At 37.7% G+C, this 18,042-nt stretch carries 19 protein-coding genes and 1 pseudogene; 11 read left to right on the top strand and 9 right to left on the bottom strand.

What is annotated here, in order from left to right; translation table 11 throughout:
* Nucleotides 1-180: 180 nt before the first annotated feature.
* The 4 genes from prpB to LZP46_RS08075 all read left to right on the top strand — a co-directional run bounded on the left by prpB (nucleotide 181) and on the right by LZP46_RS08075 (nucleotide 2,992).
* Nucleotides 181-1,065 carry a methylisocitrate lyase gene (gene prpB / locus LZP46_RS08090; RefSeq protein ID WP_236093511.1) on the top strand — a complete coding sequence of 295 codons (885 nt, stop codon included), beginning with the start codon at nucleotides 181-183 and terminating at the stop codon, nucleotides 1,063-1,065.
* A gap of 4 nt (nucleotides 1,066-1,069) precedes the next feature.
* Nucleotides 1,070-2,206, top strand: coding sequence for a bifunctional 2-methylcitrate synthase/citrate synthase (gene prpC / locus LZP46_RS08085; RefSeq protein ID WP_236093510.1), 1,137 nt, complete (start codon nucleotides 1,070-1,072; stop codon nucleotides 2,204-2,206).
* Nucleotides 2,207-2,504: 298 nt separating this feature from the next.
* Entirely contained in the window at nucleotides 2,505-2,720 is a 216-nt protein-coding gene (locus LZP46_RS08080) for a TA system antitoxin ParD family protein (RefSeq protein WP_104852059.1), read from the top strand.
* A gap of 32 nt (nucleotides 2,721-2,752) precedes the next feature.
* A complete protein-coding gene (locus LZP46_RS08075) occupies nucleotides 2,753-2,992 on the top strand; it encodes a type II toxin-antitoxin system RelE/ParE family toxin (protein ID WP_329608945.1) in 240 nt (79 codons plus the stop codon).
* 7 nt (nucleotides 2,993-2,999) lie between these two features.
* On the opposite strand, the gene LZP46_RS08070 is transcribed toward LZP46_RS08075, so the two are convergent.
* Nucleotides 3,000-3,494 carry a CinA family protein gene (locus LZP46_RS08070; RefSeq protein WP_236093509.1) on the bottom strand — a complete coding sequence of 165 codons (495 nt, stop codon included), beginning with the start codon at nucleotides 3,492-3,494 and terminating at the stop codon, nucleotides 3,000-3,002.
* Between the two features lie 172 nt (nucleotides 3,495-3,666).
* On the opposite strand from LZP46_RS08070, the gene LZP46_RS08065 reads away from it, so the two are divergent.
* The 3 genes from LZP46_RS08065 (at nucleotide 3,667) to LZP46_RS08055 (ending at nucleotide 5,833) form a co-directional block, all read left to right on the top strand.
* Complete coding sequence (locus tag LZP46_RS08065; RefSeq protein ID WP_178318701.1) at nucleotides 3,667-4,602, top strand: hypothetical protein; 936 nt, start codon at nucleotides 3,667-3,669, stop codon at nucleotides 4,600-4,602.
* A 270-nt stretch (nucleotides 4,603-4,872) separates the two neighbouring features.
* Nucleotides 4,873-5,328, top strand: coding sequence for a helix-turn-helix domain-containing protein (locus LZP46_RS08060; protein ID WP_004973749.1), 456 nt, complete (start codon nucleotides 4,873-4,875; stop codon nucleotides 5,326-5,328).
* Nucleotides 5,318-5,833 carry an IS630 family transposase gene (locus LZP46_RS08055; protein WP_329608999.1) on the top strand — a complete coding sequence of 172 codons (516 nt, stop codon included), beginning with the start codon at nucleotides 5,318-5,320 and terminating at the stop codon, nucleotides 5,831-5,833. The genes LZP46_RS08060 and LZP46_RS08055 overlap by 11 nt, the downstream gene beginning before the upstream one ends.
* A 205-nt stretch (nucleotides 5,834-6,038) precedes the next feature.
* Here the strand turns inward: LZP46_RS08055 and LZP46_RS08050 are convergent, their stop codons facing one another.
* Nucleotides 6,039-6,392 (bottom strand): hypothetical protein, encoded by a 354-nt coding sequence (locus tag LZP46_RS08050; RefSeq protein ID WP_178319619.1) that lies wholly within the window; start codon nucleotides 6,390-6,392, stop codon nucleotides 6,039-6,041.
* Nucleotides 6,393-6,657: 265 nt separating this feature from the next.
* Here LZP46_RS08050 and LZP46_RS08045 point away from each other — a divergent pair, with 265 nt between their 5' ends.
* The 3 genes and pseudogenes from LZP46_RS08045 to LZP46_RS08035 all read left to right on the top strand — a co-directional run bounded on the left by LZP46_RS08045 (nucleotide 6,658) and on the right by LZP46_RS08035 (nucleotide 8,774).
* Nucleotides 6,658-6,963, top strand: coding sequence for a DUF4298 domain-containing protein (locus tag LZP46_RS08045; RefSeq protein WP_096901595.1), 306 nt, complete (start codon nucleotides 6,658-6,660; stop codon nucleotides 6,961-6,963).
* Nucleotides 6,964-7,200: 237 nt separating this feature from the next.
* A pseudogene (locus LZP46_RS08040) lies at nucleotides 7,201-7,401 on the top strand (I78 family peptidase inhibitor); the annotation flags it as partial.
* Between the two features lie 188 nt (nucleotides 7,402-7,589).
* Entirely contained in the window at nucleotides 7,590-8,774 is a 1,185-nt protein-coding gene (locus LZP46_RS08035) for an MFS transporter (protein WP_236093507.1), read from the top strand.
* Nucleotides 8,775-8,873: 99 nt separating this feature from the next.
* On the opposite strand, the gene LZP46_RS08030 is transcribed toward LZP46_RS08035, so the two are convergent.
* Together LZP46_RS08030 and LZP46_RS08025 are read right to left on the bottom strand one after the other, a co-directional pair.
* Entirely contained in the window at nucleotides 8,874-10,364 is a 1,491-nt protein-coding gene (locus LZP46_RS08030) for an amidase (RefSeq protein WP_236093506.1), read from the bottom strand.
* 51 nt (nucleotides 10,365-10,415) lie between these two features.
* A complete protein-coding gene (locus LZP46_RS08025; protein ID WP_236093505.1) occupies nucleotides 10,416-11,642 on the bottom strand; it encodes a GGDEF domain-containing protein in 1,227 nt (408 codons plus the stop codon).
* Between the two features lie 434 nt (nucleotides 11,643-12,076).
* On the opposite strand from LZP46_RS08025, the gene LZP46_RS08020 reads away from it, so the two are divergent.
* Nucleotides 12,077-12,559 carry a hypothetical protein gene (locus tag LZP46_RS08020; protein WP_236093504.1) on the top strand — a complete coding sequence of 161 codons (483 nt, stop codon included), beginning with the start codon at nucleotides 12,077-12,079 and terminating at the stop codon, nucleotides 12,557-12,559.
* A gap of 324 nt (nucleotides 12,560-12,883) precedes the next feature.
* On the opposite strand, the gene LZP46_RS08015 is transcribed toward LZP46_RS08020, so the two are convergent.
* The 5 genes from LZP46_RS08015 to sstT form a co-directional block, all read right to left on the bottom strand.
* Complete coding sequence (locus LZP46_RS08015) at nucleotides 12,884-13,747, bottom strand: IS982 family transposase (protein WP_178319681.1); 864 nt, start codon at nucleotides 13,745-13,747, stop codon at nucleotides 12,884-12,886.
* A gap of 285 nt (nucleotides 13,748-14,032) precedes the next feature.
* Nucleotides 14,033-15,319 (bottom strand): mechanosensitive ion channel family protein, encoded by a 1,287-nt coding sequence (locus LZP46_RS08010; protein WP_236093503.1) that lies wholly within the window; start codon nucleotides 15,317-15,319, stop codon nucleotides 14,033-14,035.
* 261 nt (nucleotides 15,320-15,580) lie between these two features.
* Nucleotides 15,581-16,114 carry a DUF2058 domain-containing protein gene (locus LZP46_RS08005; protein ID WP_019837323.1) on the bottom strand — a complete coding sequence of 178 codons (534 nt, stop codon included), beginning with the start codon at nucleotides 16,112-16,114 and terminating at the stop codon, nucleotides 15,581-15,583.
* Nucleotides 16,115-16,129: 15 nt separating this feature from the next.
* Nucleotides 16,130-16,804, bottom strand: coding sequence for a YoaK family protein (locus tag LZP46_RS08000; protein WP_019837324.1), 675 nt, complete (start codon nucleotides 16,802-16,804; stop codon nucleotides 16,130-16,132).
* A gap of 37 nt (nucleotides 16,805-16,841) precedes the next feature.
* Nucleotides 16,842-18,038, bottom strand: coding sequence for a serine/threonine transporter SstT (gene sstT / locus LZP46_RS07995; RefSeq protein WP_236093502.1), 1,197 nt, complete (start codon nucleotides 18,036-18,038; stop codon nucleotides 16,842-16,844).
* Nucleotides 18,039-18,042: the final 4 nt, after the last annotated feature.

The following is an 18,042-nucleotide window of genomic DNA, read 5'->3' as shown; positions in this document are numbered from 1 at the left end:
AAAAAAGCTATGTTTATTAAATTTAAATAATAAGCAATATCACGAAAATTTATTGTGCAATAAAATTTCGAATTATTTGACTAAAGTTTTAGAGCATAGATTCTAAAAAGTCATGGCGCAGCGTTGCATTCCCGATATACTCAAACCTCGAAAAATATAGTAAGAAAAGCGGAAAGGAAGATGACAGAACAAACATCTGCGGGCTTAAGATTCAGACAAGCTTTAGAAGTGGAAAAGCCATTACAAATTATCGGCACGGTAAATGCTTATGCTGCAATGATGGCAAAGCAGGTTGGCTATAAAGCCATTTATTTATCTGGCGCAGGTGTCGCCAATTACTCTTACGGTTTACCTGACTTGGGCATGACCAGTTTAGACAACGTCTTGGAAGATGTGCGTCGTATTACTGAGCGTGTAGATACTCCATTATTGGTGGATATTGATACTGGTTGGGGTGGTGCATTCAATATTGCCCGCAGTATTAAACAAATGATTGCTGCGGGTGCTGCTGCAGTTCATATTGAAGATCAGGTTGCACAAAAACGTTGTGGACATCGACCAAACAAAGAAATTGTAACTCAACAAGAAATGGTTGATCGTATTAAAGCGGCTGTTGATGCGAAAACCGATTCAAACTTTGTAGTCATGGCGCGTACTGATGCCTTGCAAAAAGAAGGTTTGCAGGCAGTTATTGACCGTGCTTGCGCATGTGTGGAAGCAGGTGCCGATGCGATCTTTGCTGAAGCAATGACTGACATTACCATGTACAAAACCGTCTGTGATGCAGTCGGTGTCCCTGTACTGGCGAACATTACCGAGTTTGGTGATACCCCTTATTACACCACTGAAGAATTGGCCGAGCAGGGCGTTCGCATGGTGTTGTATCCACTTTCAGCAACTCGTGCCATGCAAAAAGCAGCCCTTGAGGTGATGCAATCCATCCGTAAAGATGGCACGCAAGTGAATGTCTTAGACAAAATGCAGCAACGTAAAGAACTATACGAATTCCTTGATTATCATACTTTTGAAAACACATTAGATAAGCTGTTCAAACAGGAGAATTAAAAAAATGGCTGAAGGAAAAGTTCTCACAGGCGCAGGATTGCGTGGACAAGTGGCAGGTAAAACTTCACTTTCTACTGTAGGTAAAAGTGGCGCAGGCTTAACTTACCGAGGTTATGATGTGCAGGATTTGGCAGAAAACTGTCAGTTTGAAGAAGTTGCATTCCTGATTTTCTTTGGTGAATTGCCGACTTCAGAGCAATTGGCTGCCTATAAAGCAAAATTGAAATCTTTACGCGCATTGCCTCAAGCATTGAAAGAAGTACTAGAGCGTATTCCTGCAGATTCACACCCAATGGATGTGATGCGTACAGGTGTTTCAATGCTAGGTAACTTAGAAACCGAACAGTCATTTGAACAGCAACAAGATGTAGCAGACCGTATCTTGGCGACTTTGCCAGCTATTATTTGCTACTGGTATCGTTATAGTCACGATGGCGTCCGTATTGAAGAAAATACCGATGATGATTCAATTGGCGCACAATTCCTGCATTTATTGCGTGGTGAAAAACCAAATGAATTGCATGAACAAGTCATGAACGTGTCATTAATTTTGTATGCAGAGCATGAGTTTAACGCATCAACATTTACAGCACGTGTTTGCGCATCAACTTTGTCTGACATGCATTCATGTATTACAGGTGCGATAGGTTCATTGCGTGGCCCATTACATGGTGGCGCAAATGAAGCTGCTATGGAAATGATTGAAAACTGGACATCGCCAGAAGAAGCTGAACGCGAAATGTTAGGCAAGCTGGAACGTAAAGAAAAGATCATGGGCTTTGGTCACGCGATCTATAAAGACAATGATCCACGTAACGGCATCATCAAAATCTGGTCTGAGCGGTTAGCGCAAGAGGTAGGTGATACAGTTCTTTATCCTGTATCAGTGCGTTGTGAAGAAGTGATGTGGCGTGAGAAGAAATTATTCTGTAATGCTGACTTCTTCCATGCTTCTGCGTATCACTTTATGGGCATTGCGACCAAACTATTTACACCAATCTTCGTGATGAGCCGTGTAACAGGTTGGGCAGCACACGTAATGGAACAGCGTGCTGATAACCGTATTATCCGTCCAAGTGCAGAGTATACTGGTCCTGAATTGCGTAAAGTTGTACCAATTGCAGAGCGTTCAGCAGCTTAATTGGTTGTCTAAAAAGCTGTACCGTGCATGAACATCATGTGATGCAGCAGTTTAGGCTGAAGATAAGGTTTCATTGTTAAGCAATGGAACCTTATTTTTTTTGAGGTTTGGATGAGGGTAGTCAAAAATACAATGAGTAATTATTGAAGCGTTAGAGAATTAAAAAAGATCGGGCGTACGATAGCGCATTTTTAAATATTTGATCATAAAAGAAGGTTGTTGTATTTTGTTTCTTAAGGTTGTAAATGGTTGCATGATTGGCTAAAATTTATTCCATAATTAATATGAGGAAAAAGCAATGTCACATGTAGCAGTTAAAATCGACAGCGATATTGTTGAATCAGCAAAGATTTACGGGATGGCTGAAAGTAGAAGTGCAACTAAACAAATTGAGTACTGGGCTAAAATTGGAAAAATCGCACAAGACAATCCCGATTTAACTTTTCAAGATATAGCAGATTTGTTGCTTAGTATGGCGCATGTCAAAGCAGGGAATACAACACCATATAAATGAATATACAACAAACTCCCTTATTTGAACGGACAGTGAAAAAACTAACCAAGCAGCAGAAAAAAGATGTTGATAATGCCGTAATAACCGTTTGGAATAATCCTGATATCGGAGAAGCTAAAGTGGGGGATTTAGCAGGAGTATTTGTTTATAAATTTAAAATGGACAAACAGCTTGTGCTACTGGCTTACTCTGTGAGTGATGACGAAATCATGACACTCTATCTTTTAAAATTGGGCAGTCATGAGAATTTTGATAGAGACTTAAAAAGATAGGTTTACTTCAGGGTGCAGTACAAGTGTTTGTATCTTGCATTAGATCAATCAGGTCTTGAGCGACTAACAGAGTGAGCTGTTCTAGTCGTTGTAATGGATTGCCATCTAAAAAATATTGGTACTGAAAAGTTTGCTGCAGATATTGAATAGCGATAAAAAATGTCCCGACGGGTTTTTCAGGTGTGGCACTGCCACCTGGTTTGAGTAAGCCTGTGCATGCCACAATAAAATCTGCATGTTGAAATAGTTTTTTGCCTTGAACTGCCATGGCTTGTGTGACTTCTGCAGATTCAGCGGTATAGGTGGCAATTAAGTCACTATTCACATGCAAAATCTCACGTTTAATGCTTGGATCGTAACTGACTAGTCCACCAAGTAAAATATTCGCACCGCTATTTTTATAAATAGAAAACTGGCTACATAAGTAACCTGAGCTGGCACTTTCAATAAAAGCCACAGTCTGTTGGCGTTTTTCAAGTATGGCACAGCATTGTTTGATCATGATAAATCTACAAATGAATAGAGTAAGCTGCTCAACTATACTGAATTTTATCGAATTGTGTGAAAAAACATCAAAAAGTGAAATACTAAAATAAGAATGTTCACGATTTAACTGCCTATTTTCAGTATTCTAACAATAGACTATAGTTGATTCTTTTAAACTAGGAATTACCATGAACCGATTTAAAACCTCTTTTTTAGTTATTTCTTTGGGTCTTACTTTAACTGCCTGCGGCGGCAGCAGTGATGGTGCATCGAGCTCTACAGGGAATGGTGCATCGAGCTCTACAGGGAATGGTGCATCGAGCTCTACAGGGAATGGTACATCGAGCTCTACAGGGAATGGTACATCGAGCTCTACAGGGAACAGCGGCACCACACCAGATACTTCTACTGGTTCAGTATTAGAAAAATTGAATTCATCACAATCCTACAATATTATTTTTGACTACCCTAATTCTTCTGGTGCATCAAGACTTGATTCTGTAAAACAAAATGCCGATGGTATTATCACCGAATTTGGTGATTACAAAATTACAGGAGATATTGTTGCGAAAGAAATTGCTGGAAATAAAAACTTTACGATTGCTCGTGTAACCAAAGGAATTTTTAATTATGAAAAAAATGGGGAAATAAAATCAACAGATATTTCCAAATATAGCAATGCCTCTTATTTTTATTTTGCATTTACCCCAATCATTACTAAGCGTATTTCTGCCCAAACCAAACAAATTAACTGTACTGATGTTAATGCTACTCAAGCAAAAGTGACCAATAGTGGCCAATTTGAAAAATTTATTTCTCCATCCATTCATAATGGAAGTATTACCTTAAATCCTAACGGCAATATCGACGTTAAATTTACTGCAAAAAATGGCAGTGATGAAACTACCTTTGCTTCATCAATGAGATGGGTTGATTCATTCAATAACTATAGCAGCTATAACTTATTGGGTATCGTAGGACAACAAGGTGAATCAAATCAGATCGGTACATTTAACATAGCTGATAATGGATCAAATAGCCTAGTACTTGGTGCAATTTACCGTATGACTTTGAGCAATAATGGTAACTATCAAGGTGCTGTTTCTATGGTATGTAATTATTAATATAGCTTGATTGAAGTGTCATGCGCCTTAATCTTTATGTATTTTTTTAAATTTAAGACCTAGGCAGTGCCTAGGTTTTTTTTTATTTCGTATAACAGCCATTATGTTAAATGGAATAAAATATGCACGACATTTATAGTCGTTCTGCTTATATTTTATCCTTGTTATTTGGGATTAATTTTTTTAAATTAATTATTTATCTAAAGGCATTAAGTTGACAAAAATAACTAATCATGCGAAAAAGTTTTTTTAGTTAACAGATGTTCACACATGCCTCGAATTGTTTCTGTACCACTTAGTTTAGAACAGCGAGAACGACTCATTTTTCTGGCCAAGCATGCAAAACATTGGCGTGAAAGACAACGTGCCCAAACTATTCTCTGGCTTTCTGAAGGTAAAAGTGTTGCGGAAGTTGCCACTCTACAAGAACGTATCCCAGAAACCATAAGGCTACAACGCCGACGTTGGGAATTGTATGAGTTTGAATCGATTAAAGAAGGTCATCGCTCAGGTCGGCCCAATACATTGATCTCAGACTATCAGGCGAAAATCCTAGATTGGGTCAATACAAGTCCACTCAATGCAGAACAAATCCGAGTCAAACTACATGAAGAATACGAAGTGTCCGTGTCTGTTGAAACCATTCGTAAGTTTTTACGTGATTCAGGTATGGTCTTCAAGCGTACCCGTCATAGCTTGAAAAAAAAGAGATCCGATTGCATTTGAACAAGCAACACAGCAGATTGAAAAATTACGAGAGCAAGCGGCACGTGGTGAAATTATATTAGGTTATGTTGATGAAACAGGGTTTTCATCTACACCTGATAACCGCTATGCGTGGACAAAGATAGGTGATGTTCATGCGGTTGATGCAATAAGATTAAAACGAGTTAATGTCATGGGGTGTTTGCTTTCAACGGGGAAACTGGTGACAAGTTGTTTACAAGAGTCAGTTACAAGCACTTGGTTTTATGCCTATTTAACTGGAATAGCTCAACAAGTAAAACAGACTTATAACCTTCCATTGGTTCTTATTGTTGATAATGCCTCGATTCATAGAAGTAAAAAGATGGCTGATTACAGAGAGCTACTTAAAAGTAACATTTCGACGAATTTGTATTTTATTCCAGCTTATAGCCCTGAGTTAAATCGAATCGAGATGGTATGGAAGCAGATGAAATATTATTGGCGAGATTTTCAAGTCATGACAGCTGATAAAATAGAGCAATGAGTGGAGAGAGTATCAAACCAATTCGGAAAAGAATACATGTTTACTTTTTAATGACAGCTTATCGCTCAAAAGGTGGTTTTTTAAATTCAGTATTTATTTTAAAGCTCGCTTGTATAAATAAAAAGCATCATCCATATAATGAATATAACGATTTATCAATCATAAATAATATAAATGATGTTTTAAGTATAGATCAGCAAAAAATCTATTTTTTAAATTCAGTAATATTAATAGGCTGATCTTTGACTAACTCAAGTACTCCTTCACCACCTTTAAAGTGAATAGATACACCATCATCATTGCTCAGTAAAATACCGCTACCAGATACAGTACGTTTTAAATGATAAACTGTGTCTGAATTATCTACCATTTCTGCAGTTTCAAAATTATCTGAAGATTTTAATTCAATGGTTAAATCTTGTGGGCCATTAAAATAAATAACTTGTGTTTCTGCAGGTGCATTACTTTGTACTTTTTCTTGGCTCACTTCATTATTTGAATTTGAGTTACATCCCATTAAACCGAATGCAAGTAATGTTGCCCCTAAAATATATTTCATTTTTGTACCTTTTCTAAAAAATTGAAGCAAACTTATACTAATGACTTTAACTTTTGATAAAAAGATGGAATTACACTTTTATACTAAATTTTACTGAAAGTAATGAAGCTAAAGTTGACTAAATAAATCAGGAATTGTCTTCTTTAAAAATTAATGCAAAAAAATATAGCACTATATGTTTCTTTAAATAAAACCTACATACACTCACATTCCTTGATCTTGAATTATTGTATGTTCATGTCATCTTAATTTTTGAATTTCAGCTATGAGTAAAAATAAAATGTACGATGCTCAGGTTTTACAGCAACAATATGAGCAATGGCATGATTTACATCGACAGATGCGAGAAGCGCAGCAAAAATGGCAAGCTGCAGAAAAGCTCTGGCAAGAATTACAGGCCTATTATCAAAGTGAACAATGGCTTGAGGACTATGAAAATGCGCCTGAACTTAGCTGCCGCGAAGGGGAATATTCTATATTATCGCAAGATACGCTATGGAATGCTTTAGAAGAGCGTCGCCAACAGGCAATTGATTGGATGAAACTGAGTTTAAGTGTGATTGAGAATTAAACTTAATCCAAACTTACATCTAATTTATTTTGATCAATAAAACTATCATCACAGTTTTATTCAGTAAATTTACTGCATATTTAATCAGTTATGTTATTTTGAGTTGGTTTGAAGAAATTAAAAACGAGTATCAATATGAAAAAGTTATATAGTATTCTGACTGTTTTAAGCGTGGTAACTTTAGCTGCGTGTAGCAATCAGCCTATCAATGAACAAACTCAGGTGCCACAGACCATGCAAAATTGTGTCCCAGAATCTGCTGCGCAATTAGTCGGCAAAACAGGCTTGTCTGAAGCACAAATTAAAGCGCTTACCCGAGCTGAAATTGTGAGAATGGTTGCACCAGGGCAGCCTGTAACAATGGATTATCGTATGAATCGCGTCACTGTGGTGGTCGATCCGAAAACTAAAATTATTCTACAAGCGTCTTGCGGCTAAACAATTGTAATAAATCTTCTCAATATCACCCTGAAAATTTGATCTGATTTTCAGGGTTTTTTTTCGTTTTAATCAGTCAATGACTCAAAATTAAAGTACTACAGTGTTAATATATCGGTGTCTTAAAATTTTAGATCAGGTTAGATAATGCACTTATTTATGTGTTTGAAAAATCAAGGAAATATACGTTGAAGCAAGCCTTGAATATATCGACACGTTTAGGTGGATTCTACTTTTTCTACTATGCAATTGTTGGGACATTTTTGCCTTTTTGGAGCCTGTATTTAGAAGATCAGGGCTTTAATTATAAAGAAATTGGTGTTTTATCTTCTATTGCTATTTTAACGCGCTTTTTTGCACCTTTTATTTGGGGATGGATTGCCGATAAATCAGGCAAACGGATGCTTCTAGTACGCATCGCAACTTGGATGGAAGCCAGCATTTGGTTACTGATTTTTATTATTCCGAATAGTTTTCAGTCTGTTGCATTGCTCATGCTGATTTTTAGCTTTTTCCAAAACGCGATTTTGGCACAATTTGAAGGTGTGACTTTGTTTTGGTTGGGCGAGCAACGTGCGGAACTCTATGGCAAAGTGCGTAAATGGGGCTCTATAGGTTTTATTGTCGGGGTTTTTGGCATTGGTGCTATTTTGGAAATTATTCCTATTTCCATGTTACCTATGTTGCTCCTCTGCATTTCTTTACTGGCATTTCTATGGTCGTTCAGTATTCAAGAACCGAGCACCGCACCCATTGCACAAAAACAACTTGAACCCTTATTGCCTATTTTAAAGCGCCCAGTGGTCTATTCATTTTTTATTATTGAATTGATTTTGCTGTTTTCGCATGCCCCATTTTATAGTTTCTATAGTAATTTTTTAAGTCAGGCAGGCTTTAGCACAAGTCAGATTGGCTTATTGTGGTCTGTTGGAGTGATTGCTGAAATTATTATGTTTGCCTACGCAAGTTTGTTTTTAAAGCGTTGGTCTTGGCGTTCACTGGTTGTTGTATGTTTAATTTTGACAGGCTTACGTTGGGTAATTGTCGGTTTATTTCCATCCATATTTTTTGCGCAATTTTTTGCACAAAGTGTTCATGCTTTTAGTTTTGGCTTATTTCATATCATTGCCATGCGGGTGATTTTTCAAAACTTTTCAGCAGGACAGCAAGGTCGTGGGCAAGCACTTTACAGTACCATGTGGGGTTTAGGTGTCGCACTGGGGAGTATTTTGGCAGGGTATTATTGGGATATTGTTTCAGGCGAATGGATTTTTATTTTTGCAGGATTATCTACACTGCTTGGTCTATGTTTTATTTGGGGATTGCCAAAGCAATTAGAATCGCAGTTAATGTCGAGCGATATGAAAGCCTAGATTGGTGATTTTGCAGTGATACCGTTCTTTTATCAAAAATAGAAGCAAGCAAAGTTGGATGGGTATAGTTTGCTTGCTTCTTACTAATTGATTGCTACATCAAATACGTATTTTAGCGTATTGATGCCACCACGGTTGAGCCGCTTCAAGTTGAGCCGCCAGTTGTAAAAGTAGATCTTCACGTGCAAAAGGCGCGACAAACTGTGAACCCAATGGTAAATTATCTTTATTCCAATATAACGGAACAGACATTGCAGGCAGCCCTGTAATATTCGCGAGTTGAGTAAACGGTACCCATTTTAGGTTTTCTTTGACAATGCGATCGACCAATTTACCTTGCGCTAACCAATGTGCTTTACCCGCATGCACTAGTGTTTTTAAAATTGGTTTTTGCCATGCAGGAGTTTTCACTTCGCCATTTTTCGGTGCAACTGAGGCAGTTGCAGGGATGAGGTATAAGTCATAACGCTCAAAAAATTCATTCATTTGCGCAACGTATACCCCCCAATTATTCAAATTGCGAATGTAATCTACTGACGTGGTTTTTGCGCCAAAGGCAGCCAAAGCCAAAGAATCTAGCTCAAAATTATCGGAATGATTTGGTAGGCGAGTTTGAATTTCAGCAATTAAATAAGCAAATTGGCTAAACCATGTGGTAATGAAATCTTTGGCCAATTGCATGCCATCAATAGTAGGACGGTCTTCAACAACTTCATGCCCTAAAGATTCTAAAAGCTGTACGGTTTTTTGAATGGCATTGATAGCATCTTGTGAAACAGCTGTACCAATTGGAGATTGGGTAGAATACGCGATTCTTAATTTTTTTGGTGCTTGCTGAATTACATCTAAATAACTGCGTTCAGGAGCTTCAATTTTGAAAAGTGAATGACCATCTGCACCATGTGTTGCGTCGAGCATTGCTGCGCTGTCACGTACACTTTTACTTAAAATATGTTGCATCGCTGCACCATGCATAGCTTCACTGAGTTGCGGCCCCCATGGTGTGCGTCCACGACTGGGCTTTAAACCAAACAAACCACAGTAAGATGCAGGAATACGAATAGAACCACCGCCATCACTTGCCCCTGCAATTGGGACAATACCTGCCGCAACTGCAGACGCAGAGCCACCTGAAGAACCACCGCTATTATGTTTCAAATTCCAAGGGTTTTTACATGCACCCCAAGCATCTGGCTCAGTAATGCCTTTAATCCCAAATTCAGGCGTATTGGTACGTCCAAAGGTAACAATGCCGCTATTTTCCCAACGATTTACAATTTCTGCATTTTGTTCTGCAAGATGATGCGCACGTTTTAAACCCTGACAGCCAAATGAAGTTGGATAGCCTGCATATTGTTGAAATAAGTCTTTGACTAAAAAGGGCACACCTGCAAATGGACCTGTTAATTGTGTTTGTGTGCGTTGACGTGCATGTTCATGCATAGGAATAATAATGGCATTTAATTGAGGATTCGTTTGTTCGGCACGTTGTAATGCAATATCTAATAATTCAGAAGCTTGAATATCCTTTTTGGCAACCAACTCTGCCAAGCCTAAAGCATCATATTGGAGGTATTCTGCAAGTTTCATTTCAATCCTGAAAATCTTTATTGTCAAATTTATGTTGTATGCTATTTTTGTTTAAGAAGCAAGAATGACCCGATTACGACCTTGCATCTTTGCCTGATATAGCGCCTGATCTGCTTGAATAATTAATTCTTGTAAAGGGAGATTGGTTGGCAAGTGTGTATGTAACACGCCCATGCTTACTGTAAAATGAATGGGTTCAAGGTTTTCTAAATGTAATGATTGATGTTCAATACACATACGAATACGTTCCGCAATACGTTGAGTTTCATTTAAGTTAATATTGTTTAGTAAAATAATGAATTCCTCACCGCCAATACGACAAAATAAATCATGATTACGTAAATTGCCTTTAACGATGTTAGAGAGATGTTGTAGAGCACAGTCACCCACATAATGTCCATATTGATCATTCAATTTTTTAAAATCGTCGATATCTAACATAATTAAAGACAATGAATGATTGTCTTTGTGCTTTAAAGCTTTTTCACTTAACTGGGTAAAACTGCGGCGGTTTAGTGTTTCAGTTAAACTGTCATGATTTGCCAGATACAATACTTCTCTATACAACTGATTTCGGTTTTGGTTAATCACACATAAAATTAACGTGGCAAGACCTAAAATAATTAAACCCACACGAATAGAAATAATGTTGATTAAATAACTCGAATTCACTTGATCTATAAACAAGCCTGTGACGCTATGATACAGAGTTAAACAGACCAAGCTATTGATCAGTGCCAAATTAAAAAGTTGATAGCTGGCAGCTGCCCAAATTAATGCAGCCAATGGATACAACAATGCACCTGGTCCATAAAAAATATGGGTGCAGGCGATAGAGATCAGCAATGCAAAAAAAGGCAAGATATCCTGAATTTGAGTTTCTTTAGCATATTGATTATTTATAAGTTTTTTGAATTTAGACCAGCGTGGGGCAGCCAAAATTAAAGGTAAGACAATTACCGCATTTAAAATTTCACCAGACCACCAAGTAAAAAAATCAATCCAACGATTTTCTGCCAACATAAAGGTGTGCGGCAAATTTGGCAGCAGAAGAATGGCAAATAAAGCCCCAAAGAAACAGCCTAAAGTTACAACAATAATATGTGGATATAGCTCTGACACATTATTATTGCTCGCTGGAAGTTTAGCGCGGGCATAATTAAAGAAAAACAACCCACTAAAAACAGCTACAAAGTTGGAAAGCGTTAAACCTAGCGTCATCAGGAAAGTATTGCCTGTGACCAAATCGGCGCCCATATAGCCAAAAAACGCACCCATAATTCCACCAAAACTTTTTAAAGATGGAAAGCAAATGAGTAGACCCAACAAGAGGGCGTTGCTTGGCCAAAAAAAAAAGTAGCTAAGCGGGCGAGTAAAAATACCCAATAAACAAGCAAAAAATACCACAACGGCTAGCAGCCCAAAGGCAAATATTTGCTTTTGAGCCGAAGATATAGTTTGTGGTATGCTAAAGTTTTGCAAGTATTAAACTCACTTTTGCAATGGGTTGATAATTAAGAAAAAAACTTGAATGAGTGTGACGTTCACAACAGAAAGGTGATCATATCAAATAACCATTACCTACAAAGTCGATTAAATGTAAACTAAGTCACACTTTCGTTAAATAAAATTGTTGTGTTATGTTTATGCTTGCAGATTTGGATTAAAAATATGCTAAGTTGTCTAAACGGTTTATATCTTTAAATAAATGTATGAAAAAAATATATCTAACCACAGTTTTGAGCTTATGTTCTGTCTGCGCGATTGCGAATGAAAATACAACAATAGATTCAGCCAAGTTAACGCCAGTAGCAGCAGAAACGACCAATAAATTTCGTGTGGTGACCCGTCCAGAAATTGTGGGGCTGTGGGGCATGCAAATCCCCAATAATCGTAAATGTATTGAATATTACAACTTTAAAAGTAATAGCGATGTGGTGATTAAAAGCGGTCAAGAATGGTCTGCGGGTGTATATGATTATCAACCTTCACAAGACCCTGTAAATTCGTTACCGGCTTTAATTTTGCAAGTTAAATATGACAATAATGAAGTGGATTGTTCTGGTTATCAGGAAGACCAAACAGGGGATATTTCACAATATTTTGTAAAATGGAAAAATGCACATACCATTAATTTCTGCAGTAATGAAAAAGCAGAACAATGTTTTGCGACGTTGTACCGCGTCCTGCCTTAAACTTTTCATTATTTGGTCTATTAGAGATCTTTTATAAACTCATATCCCTCATCCTCTAGCGAGTGTATTGATCATCTAGAGCGTTAAAGCACAAAAGTAGTGAATTTCAATATTTCATCAGACGCATTATTGATGATCATTTTTGGAATCCAGAATCAATTAACAAGAGCGACACATTTTAGTGAGTTGAAAAGTTAGGTGAACTCTTAGAATTATTAGACTTTTTCAACCGGCAATGACCTTATTACATAAATTTGGAGCAAGCTGTGATTTAAAGGTTTGAGGAAATTTAAATATAATTAACCTGAGTTCGATGAAATCCATTTAGCCTTTTAGCATATTTTGGAAAGTTGGCTTATTGGGATTCAAACAATAAGCCACTACAGCAGCCATGATATTCACCATGAAGTTATTTACCGAACGATGACGTGAATGTTCAAGTTGATGTAAATTTTTTAATTGATCATTCACTGTTTCGATCAATCCTCTTCTGCAAAGCAATTGTTTTTCTTCTTCTGTTTGGATAGGTTTGTTTTTCATATTTCGACGTGATGGGGTCAATATTTTCAGTCCTCTTGCTGCTAAAGCTTCGGCTTTGGCTTTGCTCAAATAGCCTTTGTCTCCGAGTAGGATCCCTTTTAAATCTTGAGTTAAAGAGTCCAATAGAGCAACATCATGAACATTTCCAGATGTCAGTTTGAGTTTAATAATTTCCCCCAAATTATTGATAACCAAATGTAATTTAAAACCATAAAACCACCCCGTACTACTTTTTCCTCGACCAGCCAAACCTTTAAATACACGATGTCTTTTAATCCGAAGATTATGGCAAACCACCAATTTAGTGGAGTCAATGATACTGATTCCCGTATCTTTTCCTTTCACTTGATGGAAGAAACTACTCAGCGCTTGCAAACAACGGGGCATGATTTCAATAAATCGGTTGTAGCTAAGCAGTTTAGGAAAAGCAGATTTCCAGAATGGAACGATCATTTGGCAATAAAAATATTTAAAGAATCTAAACCCAGATTGATGAAATAAAATGACAATGGTCATTGCTTCAGACAAGCTTAAAGCTGACTTTTTCAACCTAGTTTTTTGATCAGAAATTAAAGCTTTCTCTAAAGATTCATTAAATTTTTTGCAGAAATCATCCAAAATACAAAATAATTCGGTAATATGATCCATTGAAAAGCCTTGTTTTATAACATTTTGTCTTGAGAACCAATATGTTACAAATACAGGGCTTTTTTTCTACTCTTTTTTTATATCGAACTCAGGTTAATTAAAACATAGTGTTAGATATTTGTTTCAACAAAGCTCTTACAAATAAGACTTTATTTTCTCTTATTCATATACGAGTGTACGAGTGCATTTTAATTTAATGAAAATTTTATCGTCTTGCTGAAAATAAAAACGGCTACTGAGCCATGCAAGCATTTTGCGACACATGGCTCAGCAATAAATCCGTAATTATGCCTCGTCAATTTCTACAGGATTTAGACTTTTGGCAGAACTTGCTTTAAATGGTGCGCCAATTTGCTTTAAATCTGAACCCGATGGGGCTTGATACACTTTTAAGCCAAACTCAGGAATAATTGCCAGCAAATGATCAAAAATATCGGATTGAATACTTTCATATTCTTTCCATGCAGTGGTTTTGGTAAAAGCATAAATTTCTAGCGGTAAACCTTCACTGCTCGGCTGTAGTTGGCGAATAATCAATGACTGAGATTCATTAATACCTGGATGTTGTTTCAGATAAAACTCAACATAGGCGCGGAAAGTCCCTAAATTGGTTAAACGGCGATAGTTGTATTGAGATTGGTTTGCTAACTGTTGATTAAACTGTTCAATTTCTTCATTTTTACTATGCAAATATTGATCCAATAACAAGAATTCTTTCAGTTTGCTTTGTTCTTGTTCAGTCATAAAGTGCACAGAACTTTGATCAATTAAAATGGCACGTTTAATACGTCGGGCACCTGCTTCCTGCATGCCACGCCAGTTTTTAAAGGTATCGGTAATGAGTTTATTGGTAGGAATGGTGGTTAGAGTTTTATCCCAGTTTTGTACGGTAACAGTATGTAATGACATATCAATGACATCGCCATCGGCATTTAATGACGGCATTTCAATCCAGTCACCAATCCGTACCATATCGTAGGAAGAAATTTGTACTGAAGCCACCAAAGATAAAATGGTATTTTGGAAAACCAACATCAAGACAGCAGCCATTGCACCAAAACCCGCGAGTAAGGTAAACACATCTTTTTTCAGGAAAGTGCCTAAAATCATGAGGGCACACACCACATAAATAATGAGTTTAACTAACTGCAAATAGCCCTTAATTGGCTTATTGCGTGATTTAGGATTGCGTTGATAGAACAGGTTAAAAATATTTAAAAATTCAGAAATTGCTAAAGCAATGGTCAGGAATATAAAGGCTTGTGCAGCCATTTGCACAAAGCTTTCTACTTTATCTGATAAGTGCGGCACGGTGGTAATGCCATTCATAATCACGACAGCAGGGACAATATTGGAAATACGACGGATGACACTATGCTGTGAAATAATTTCGCTATTGGCAAAGGTCATTTTAGAAATGAGTTTACGAATACCACGCACCACAATTTGTTTGGCGATAAAGTTGGCTAAAATTGCCAGTAAAATCACAATACTGAGTGAGGTCAGCATTTCTAACCAAGGGTATTGGTTATACCATTCCTGAATATTTTGAATAAAATTAAATTCTTGCAAAAGATCCTCGCTTTAAGGTTACTGTTTTTCGTCTGCATGGCACTTAGAATCTTAGCCTGCAATCCACCTTAATTTTTCAGTGATGTTTGAAATTGCTAGATAGTGTATCGACTAAAGTTTAAATTTTAAGGCTGAGTAACTTTTTGCTACATTTTAATTATTTGTTTTTACTGTAAGTTTTCAATCAAGTTGCAGTCATAATAAAAAAGCCAGTACAGATACTGGCTTTGAATAGATACCTAGCATAAATACTTGCGTGGCCTACCACATCAAATCATCTGGAATCACATAGGCTGCATATGGATCTTCTTCATCTGTCGTTGCTTCATTTTTCTCGGCATTATTGACAATAATAAAGCCTTCCATTTTGCTATTAATACGTTCAGCCAAAGCTTTCGGTAGGAAGGCATAGCTGTCATTTTCTTTGGCAATCACCAAACTACCTGCCACGAGCGCATTGTAAATTTGTTGATTGATATACACTTTTTTAATTTTTCCGTCTAAAAATTGATAAGCAACTTCACCATCGGTATCACGAATTTTGTGCTGATGAATCATTTGCATAATTGCAGCTTTCAATTCTTTTTCCTGTAAAGCTGCTTTCTTTTCTTGCTCAATGGCTTGGTCTTTGGCCAGTTTTTCTTGCTGTGCCTGTGCAATTTTGGCTTTCACTTCAGCATCTTTACTTTCGCCTGTGCGCTGTTCGTGTACGGCTTGTTTAGACAGTTTTTTTGCCTTTTTATTATCGACTAAACCCGCTTTGAGCAATTGTGCCTGTAGTGCATTTTTAACCATGATAATTTCCAAAACTTAATGTTGAAGATGTCGATAGCGAAAATAAATAATCCAATACACCAAACTCAAGCTTAGGCTGAGTCCAGCAGGTACCAGAAAAGAATTCAGTTTAAATGTAGGATAAATGGCTGCAGCGAGCAATCCACCAACAAAGAAACCAAGTAAAATCAGTAAGTGCAAAACAATACGCTTTTTTTCGACTTGTAAGCCCCGCACTCGATAACCGAGAGCTAAGCCTAAATCGGTCAATACCCCAGATAAATGTGTGGTACGGATGATGGTACCTTTATAGTAGCTGACCATGGCATTTTGTATGCCCATGGCGACTGACGCCCAAAGCAGGGCATAACGTGGGAAATAAGGCAATAACACCCAGCAAATTAAAATAAATAATGCCACCAAACTCATGGGTAAACCATAACGGCGCCCTAAGCGAAAATTACTATTTCCTAAAATAACTCCGCTATAAAATGAACCGATGACATAGCACAAAATCACGAGAAACAAGAAAATCATCGCTTCTGGTTTCCAGTTGATTAGCGCCATCGCCAAGATACTGACGTTTCCAGTCATGTGTGAAACGGACTGATGTAATACGGTCACCAATCCGAGTACGTTAATAATTCCAGCGTTGACTGCCAGAAAAAAAGCACCAAATTGCACCCAAAGTGGTAAAGTTTGAAAAGGCATAGTCGATGATAGTGTAAGTTTCCTAACGCATTGTATCTTAACTCAAACCGCGGCCAACCGCAGTAGTAAATAGCACATCGGTAGATGAGTTGAGCGCAGTTTCTGTTGAATCTTGCAACACGCTAATGACCATACCAACCGCAACCACTTGCATGGCGATATCTGAAGAAATACCAAATAAGCCACACGCTACAGGAATGAGCAGTAATGAGCCGCCAGCAACACCCGAAGCACCGCAGGCAGATACCGTTGCAACTACAGATAAAATCAGCATGGTGCTAAAATCAACAGAAATCCCTAAAGTGTTTACTGCAGCTAAGGTTAAAACGGTGATGGTGACCGATGCGCCTGCCATGTTAATTACTGCGCCTAAAGGAATTGCAACACTCGCCGTTGATTCCTGTACACCTAAGCGCTTGGCTAAGTCTAAGTTGACAGGAATGTTGGCTGCAGAACTACGAGTAAAGAATGCGGTAATGCCACTTTCGCGTAAGCATTGAAAAACCAAAGGATAAGGATTGCTGCGGGTCACAAATGCCACCATGATTGGGTTGATGACCAGCGCAACAAAGAACATTGTCCCTAATAAAACTGCCAATAATTGAGCGTAATTAGCTAAGGTACTTAAGCCTGCATCGGCAAATGTCACGGCAACCAAGCCAAAAATTCCGAAAGGCGCAAAATTAATCACTAAGCGAATGACGCGATTGACTGCATTGGCAGCATCATTCAGCAGTGCTTTGGTGGACTCTGTAGCATGACGGAAAGCAACCCCTAAAGTCACAGCCCAAGCCAAAATACCAATAAAGTTGGCTTCGGCAATAGCAACTACAGGGTTGGCGACAAAACTAAGTAAAAGGTTTTTTAAAATTTCAGCAAGACTGCCTGGCGGGGTTAATTCTGTTTGTGTTGCAACATCTAAAAACAGTGTGCTTGGGAAAAGTGTACTTGCAATAACTGCACTGAGTGCAGCTAAGAACATACCAATCGCATACATCAGCATAATTGGTTTGATATAAGCATTGCTGCTTCCGATTTTAAAATTAGCAATCGACGCCATCACCAGAAGAAACACTAAAACTGGCGCAACAGACTTTAGAGCTTTAATAAATAAATCACCCAAAAGACTTAAATAAGGCGCAGATTCCGGGAATAAAATTGCAACAACCACGCCGAGTACAATTGCAATCATAATTCGGGAGACCAAGCTCAAACGCAAAAAAGCTGAAAACATACTA

It is taken from the genome of Acinetobacter sp. SCLZS86, from assembly GCF_021560715.1.
GTDB classification, from domain to species: Bacteria; Pseudomonadota; Gammaproteobacteria; order Pseudomonadales; family Moraxellaceae; genus Acinetobacter; species Acinetobacter towneri_A.
This window is presented reverse-complemented; position numbering and strand designations above follow the sequence as displayed.

Bases quoted from the DNA above. Each gene is read 5' to 3' on its own strand.
- prpB (WP_236093511.1), top strand. From the start codon at position 181: ATGACAGAACAAACATCTGCGGGCTTAAGATTCAGACAAGCTTTAGAA.
- prpC (WP_236093510.1), top strand. From the start codon at position 1,070: ATGGCTGAAGGAAAAGTTCTCACAGGCGCAGGATTGCGTGGACAAGTG.
- LZP46_RS08080 (WP_104852059.1), top strand. From the start codon at position 2,505: ATGTCACATGTAGCAGTTAAAATCGACAGCGATATTGTTGAATCAGCA.
- LZP46_RS08070 (WP_236093509.1), bottom strand. From the start codon at position 3,494: ATGATCAAACAATGCTGTGCCATACTTGAAAAACGCCAACAGACTGTG.
- LZP46_RS08065 (WP_178318701.1), top strand. From the start codon at position 3,667: ATGAACCGATTTAAAACCTCTTTTTTAGTTATTTCTTTGGGTCTTACT.
- LZP46_RS08060 (WP_004973749.1), top strand. From the start codon at position 4,873: ATGCCTCGAATTGTTTCTGTACCACTTAGTTTAGAACAGCGAGAACGA.
- LZP46_RS08050 (WP_178319619.1), bottom strand. From the start codon at position 6,392: ATGAAATATATTTTAGGGGCAACATTACTTGCATTCGGTTTAATGGGA.
- LZP46_RS08045 (WP_096901595.1), top strand. From the start codon at position 6,658: ATGAGTAAAAATAAAATGTACGATGCTCAGGTTTTACAGCAACAATAT.
- LZP46_RS08030 (WP_236093506.1), bottom strand. From the start codon at position 10,364: ATGAAACTTGCAGAATACCTCCAATATGATGCTTTAGGCTTGGCAGAG.
- LZP46_RS08025 (WP_236093505.1), bottom strand. From the start codon at position 11,642: ATGGGTGCGTTTTTTGGCTATATGGGCGCCGATTTGGTCACAGGCAAT.
- LZP46_RS08020 (WP_236093504.1), top strand. From the start codon at position 12,077: ATGAAAAAAATATATCTAACCACAGTTTTGAGCTTATGTTCTGTCTGC.
- LZP46_RS08015 (WP_178319681.1), bottom strand. From the start codon at position 13,747: ATGGATCATATTACCGAATTATTTTGTATTTTGGATGATTTCTGCAAA.
- LZP46_RS08005 (WP_019837323.1), bottom strand. From the start codon at position 16,114: ATGGTTAAAAATGCACTACAGGCACAATTGCTCAAAGCGGGTTTAGTC.
- LZP46_RS08000 (WP_019837324.1), bottom strand. From the start codon at position 16,804: ATGCCTTTTCAAACTTTACCACTTTGGGTGCAATTTGGTGCTTTTTTT.
- sstT (WP_236093502.1), bottom strand. From the start codon at position 18,038: ATGTTTTCAGCTTTTTTGCGTTTGAGCTTGGTCTCCCGAATTATGATT.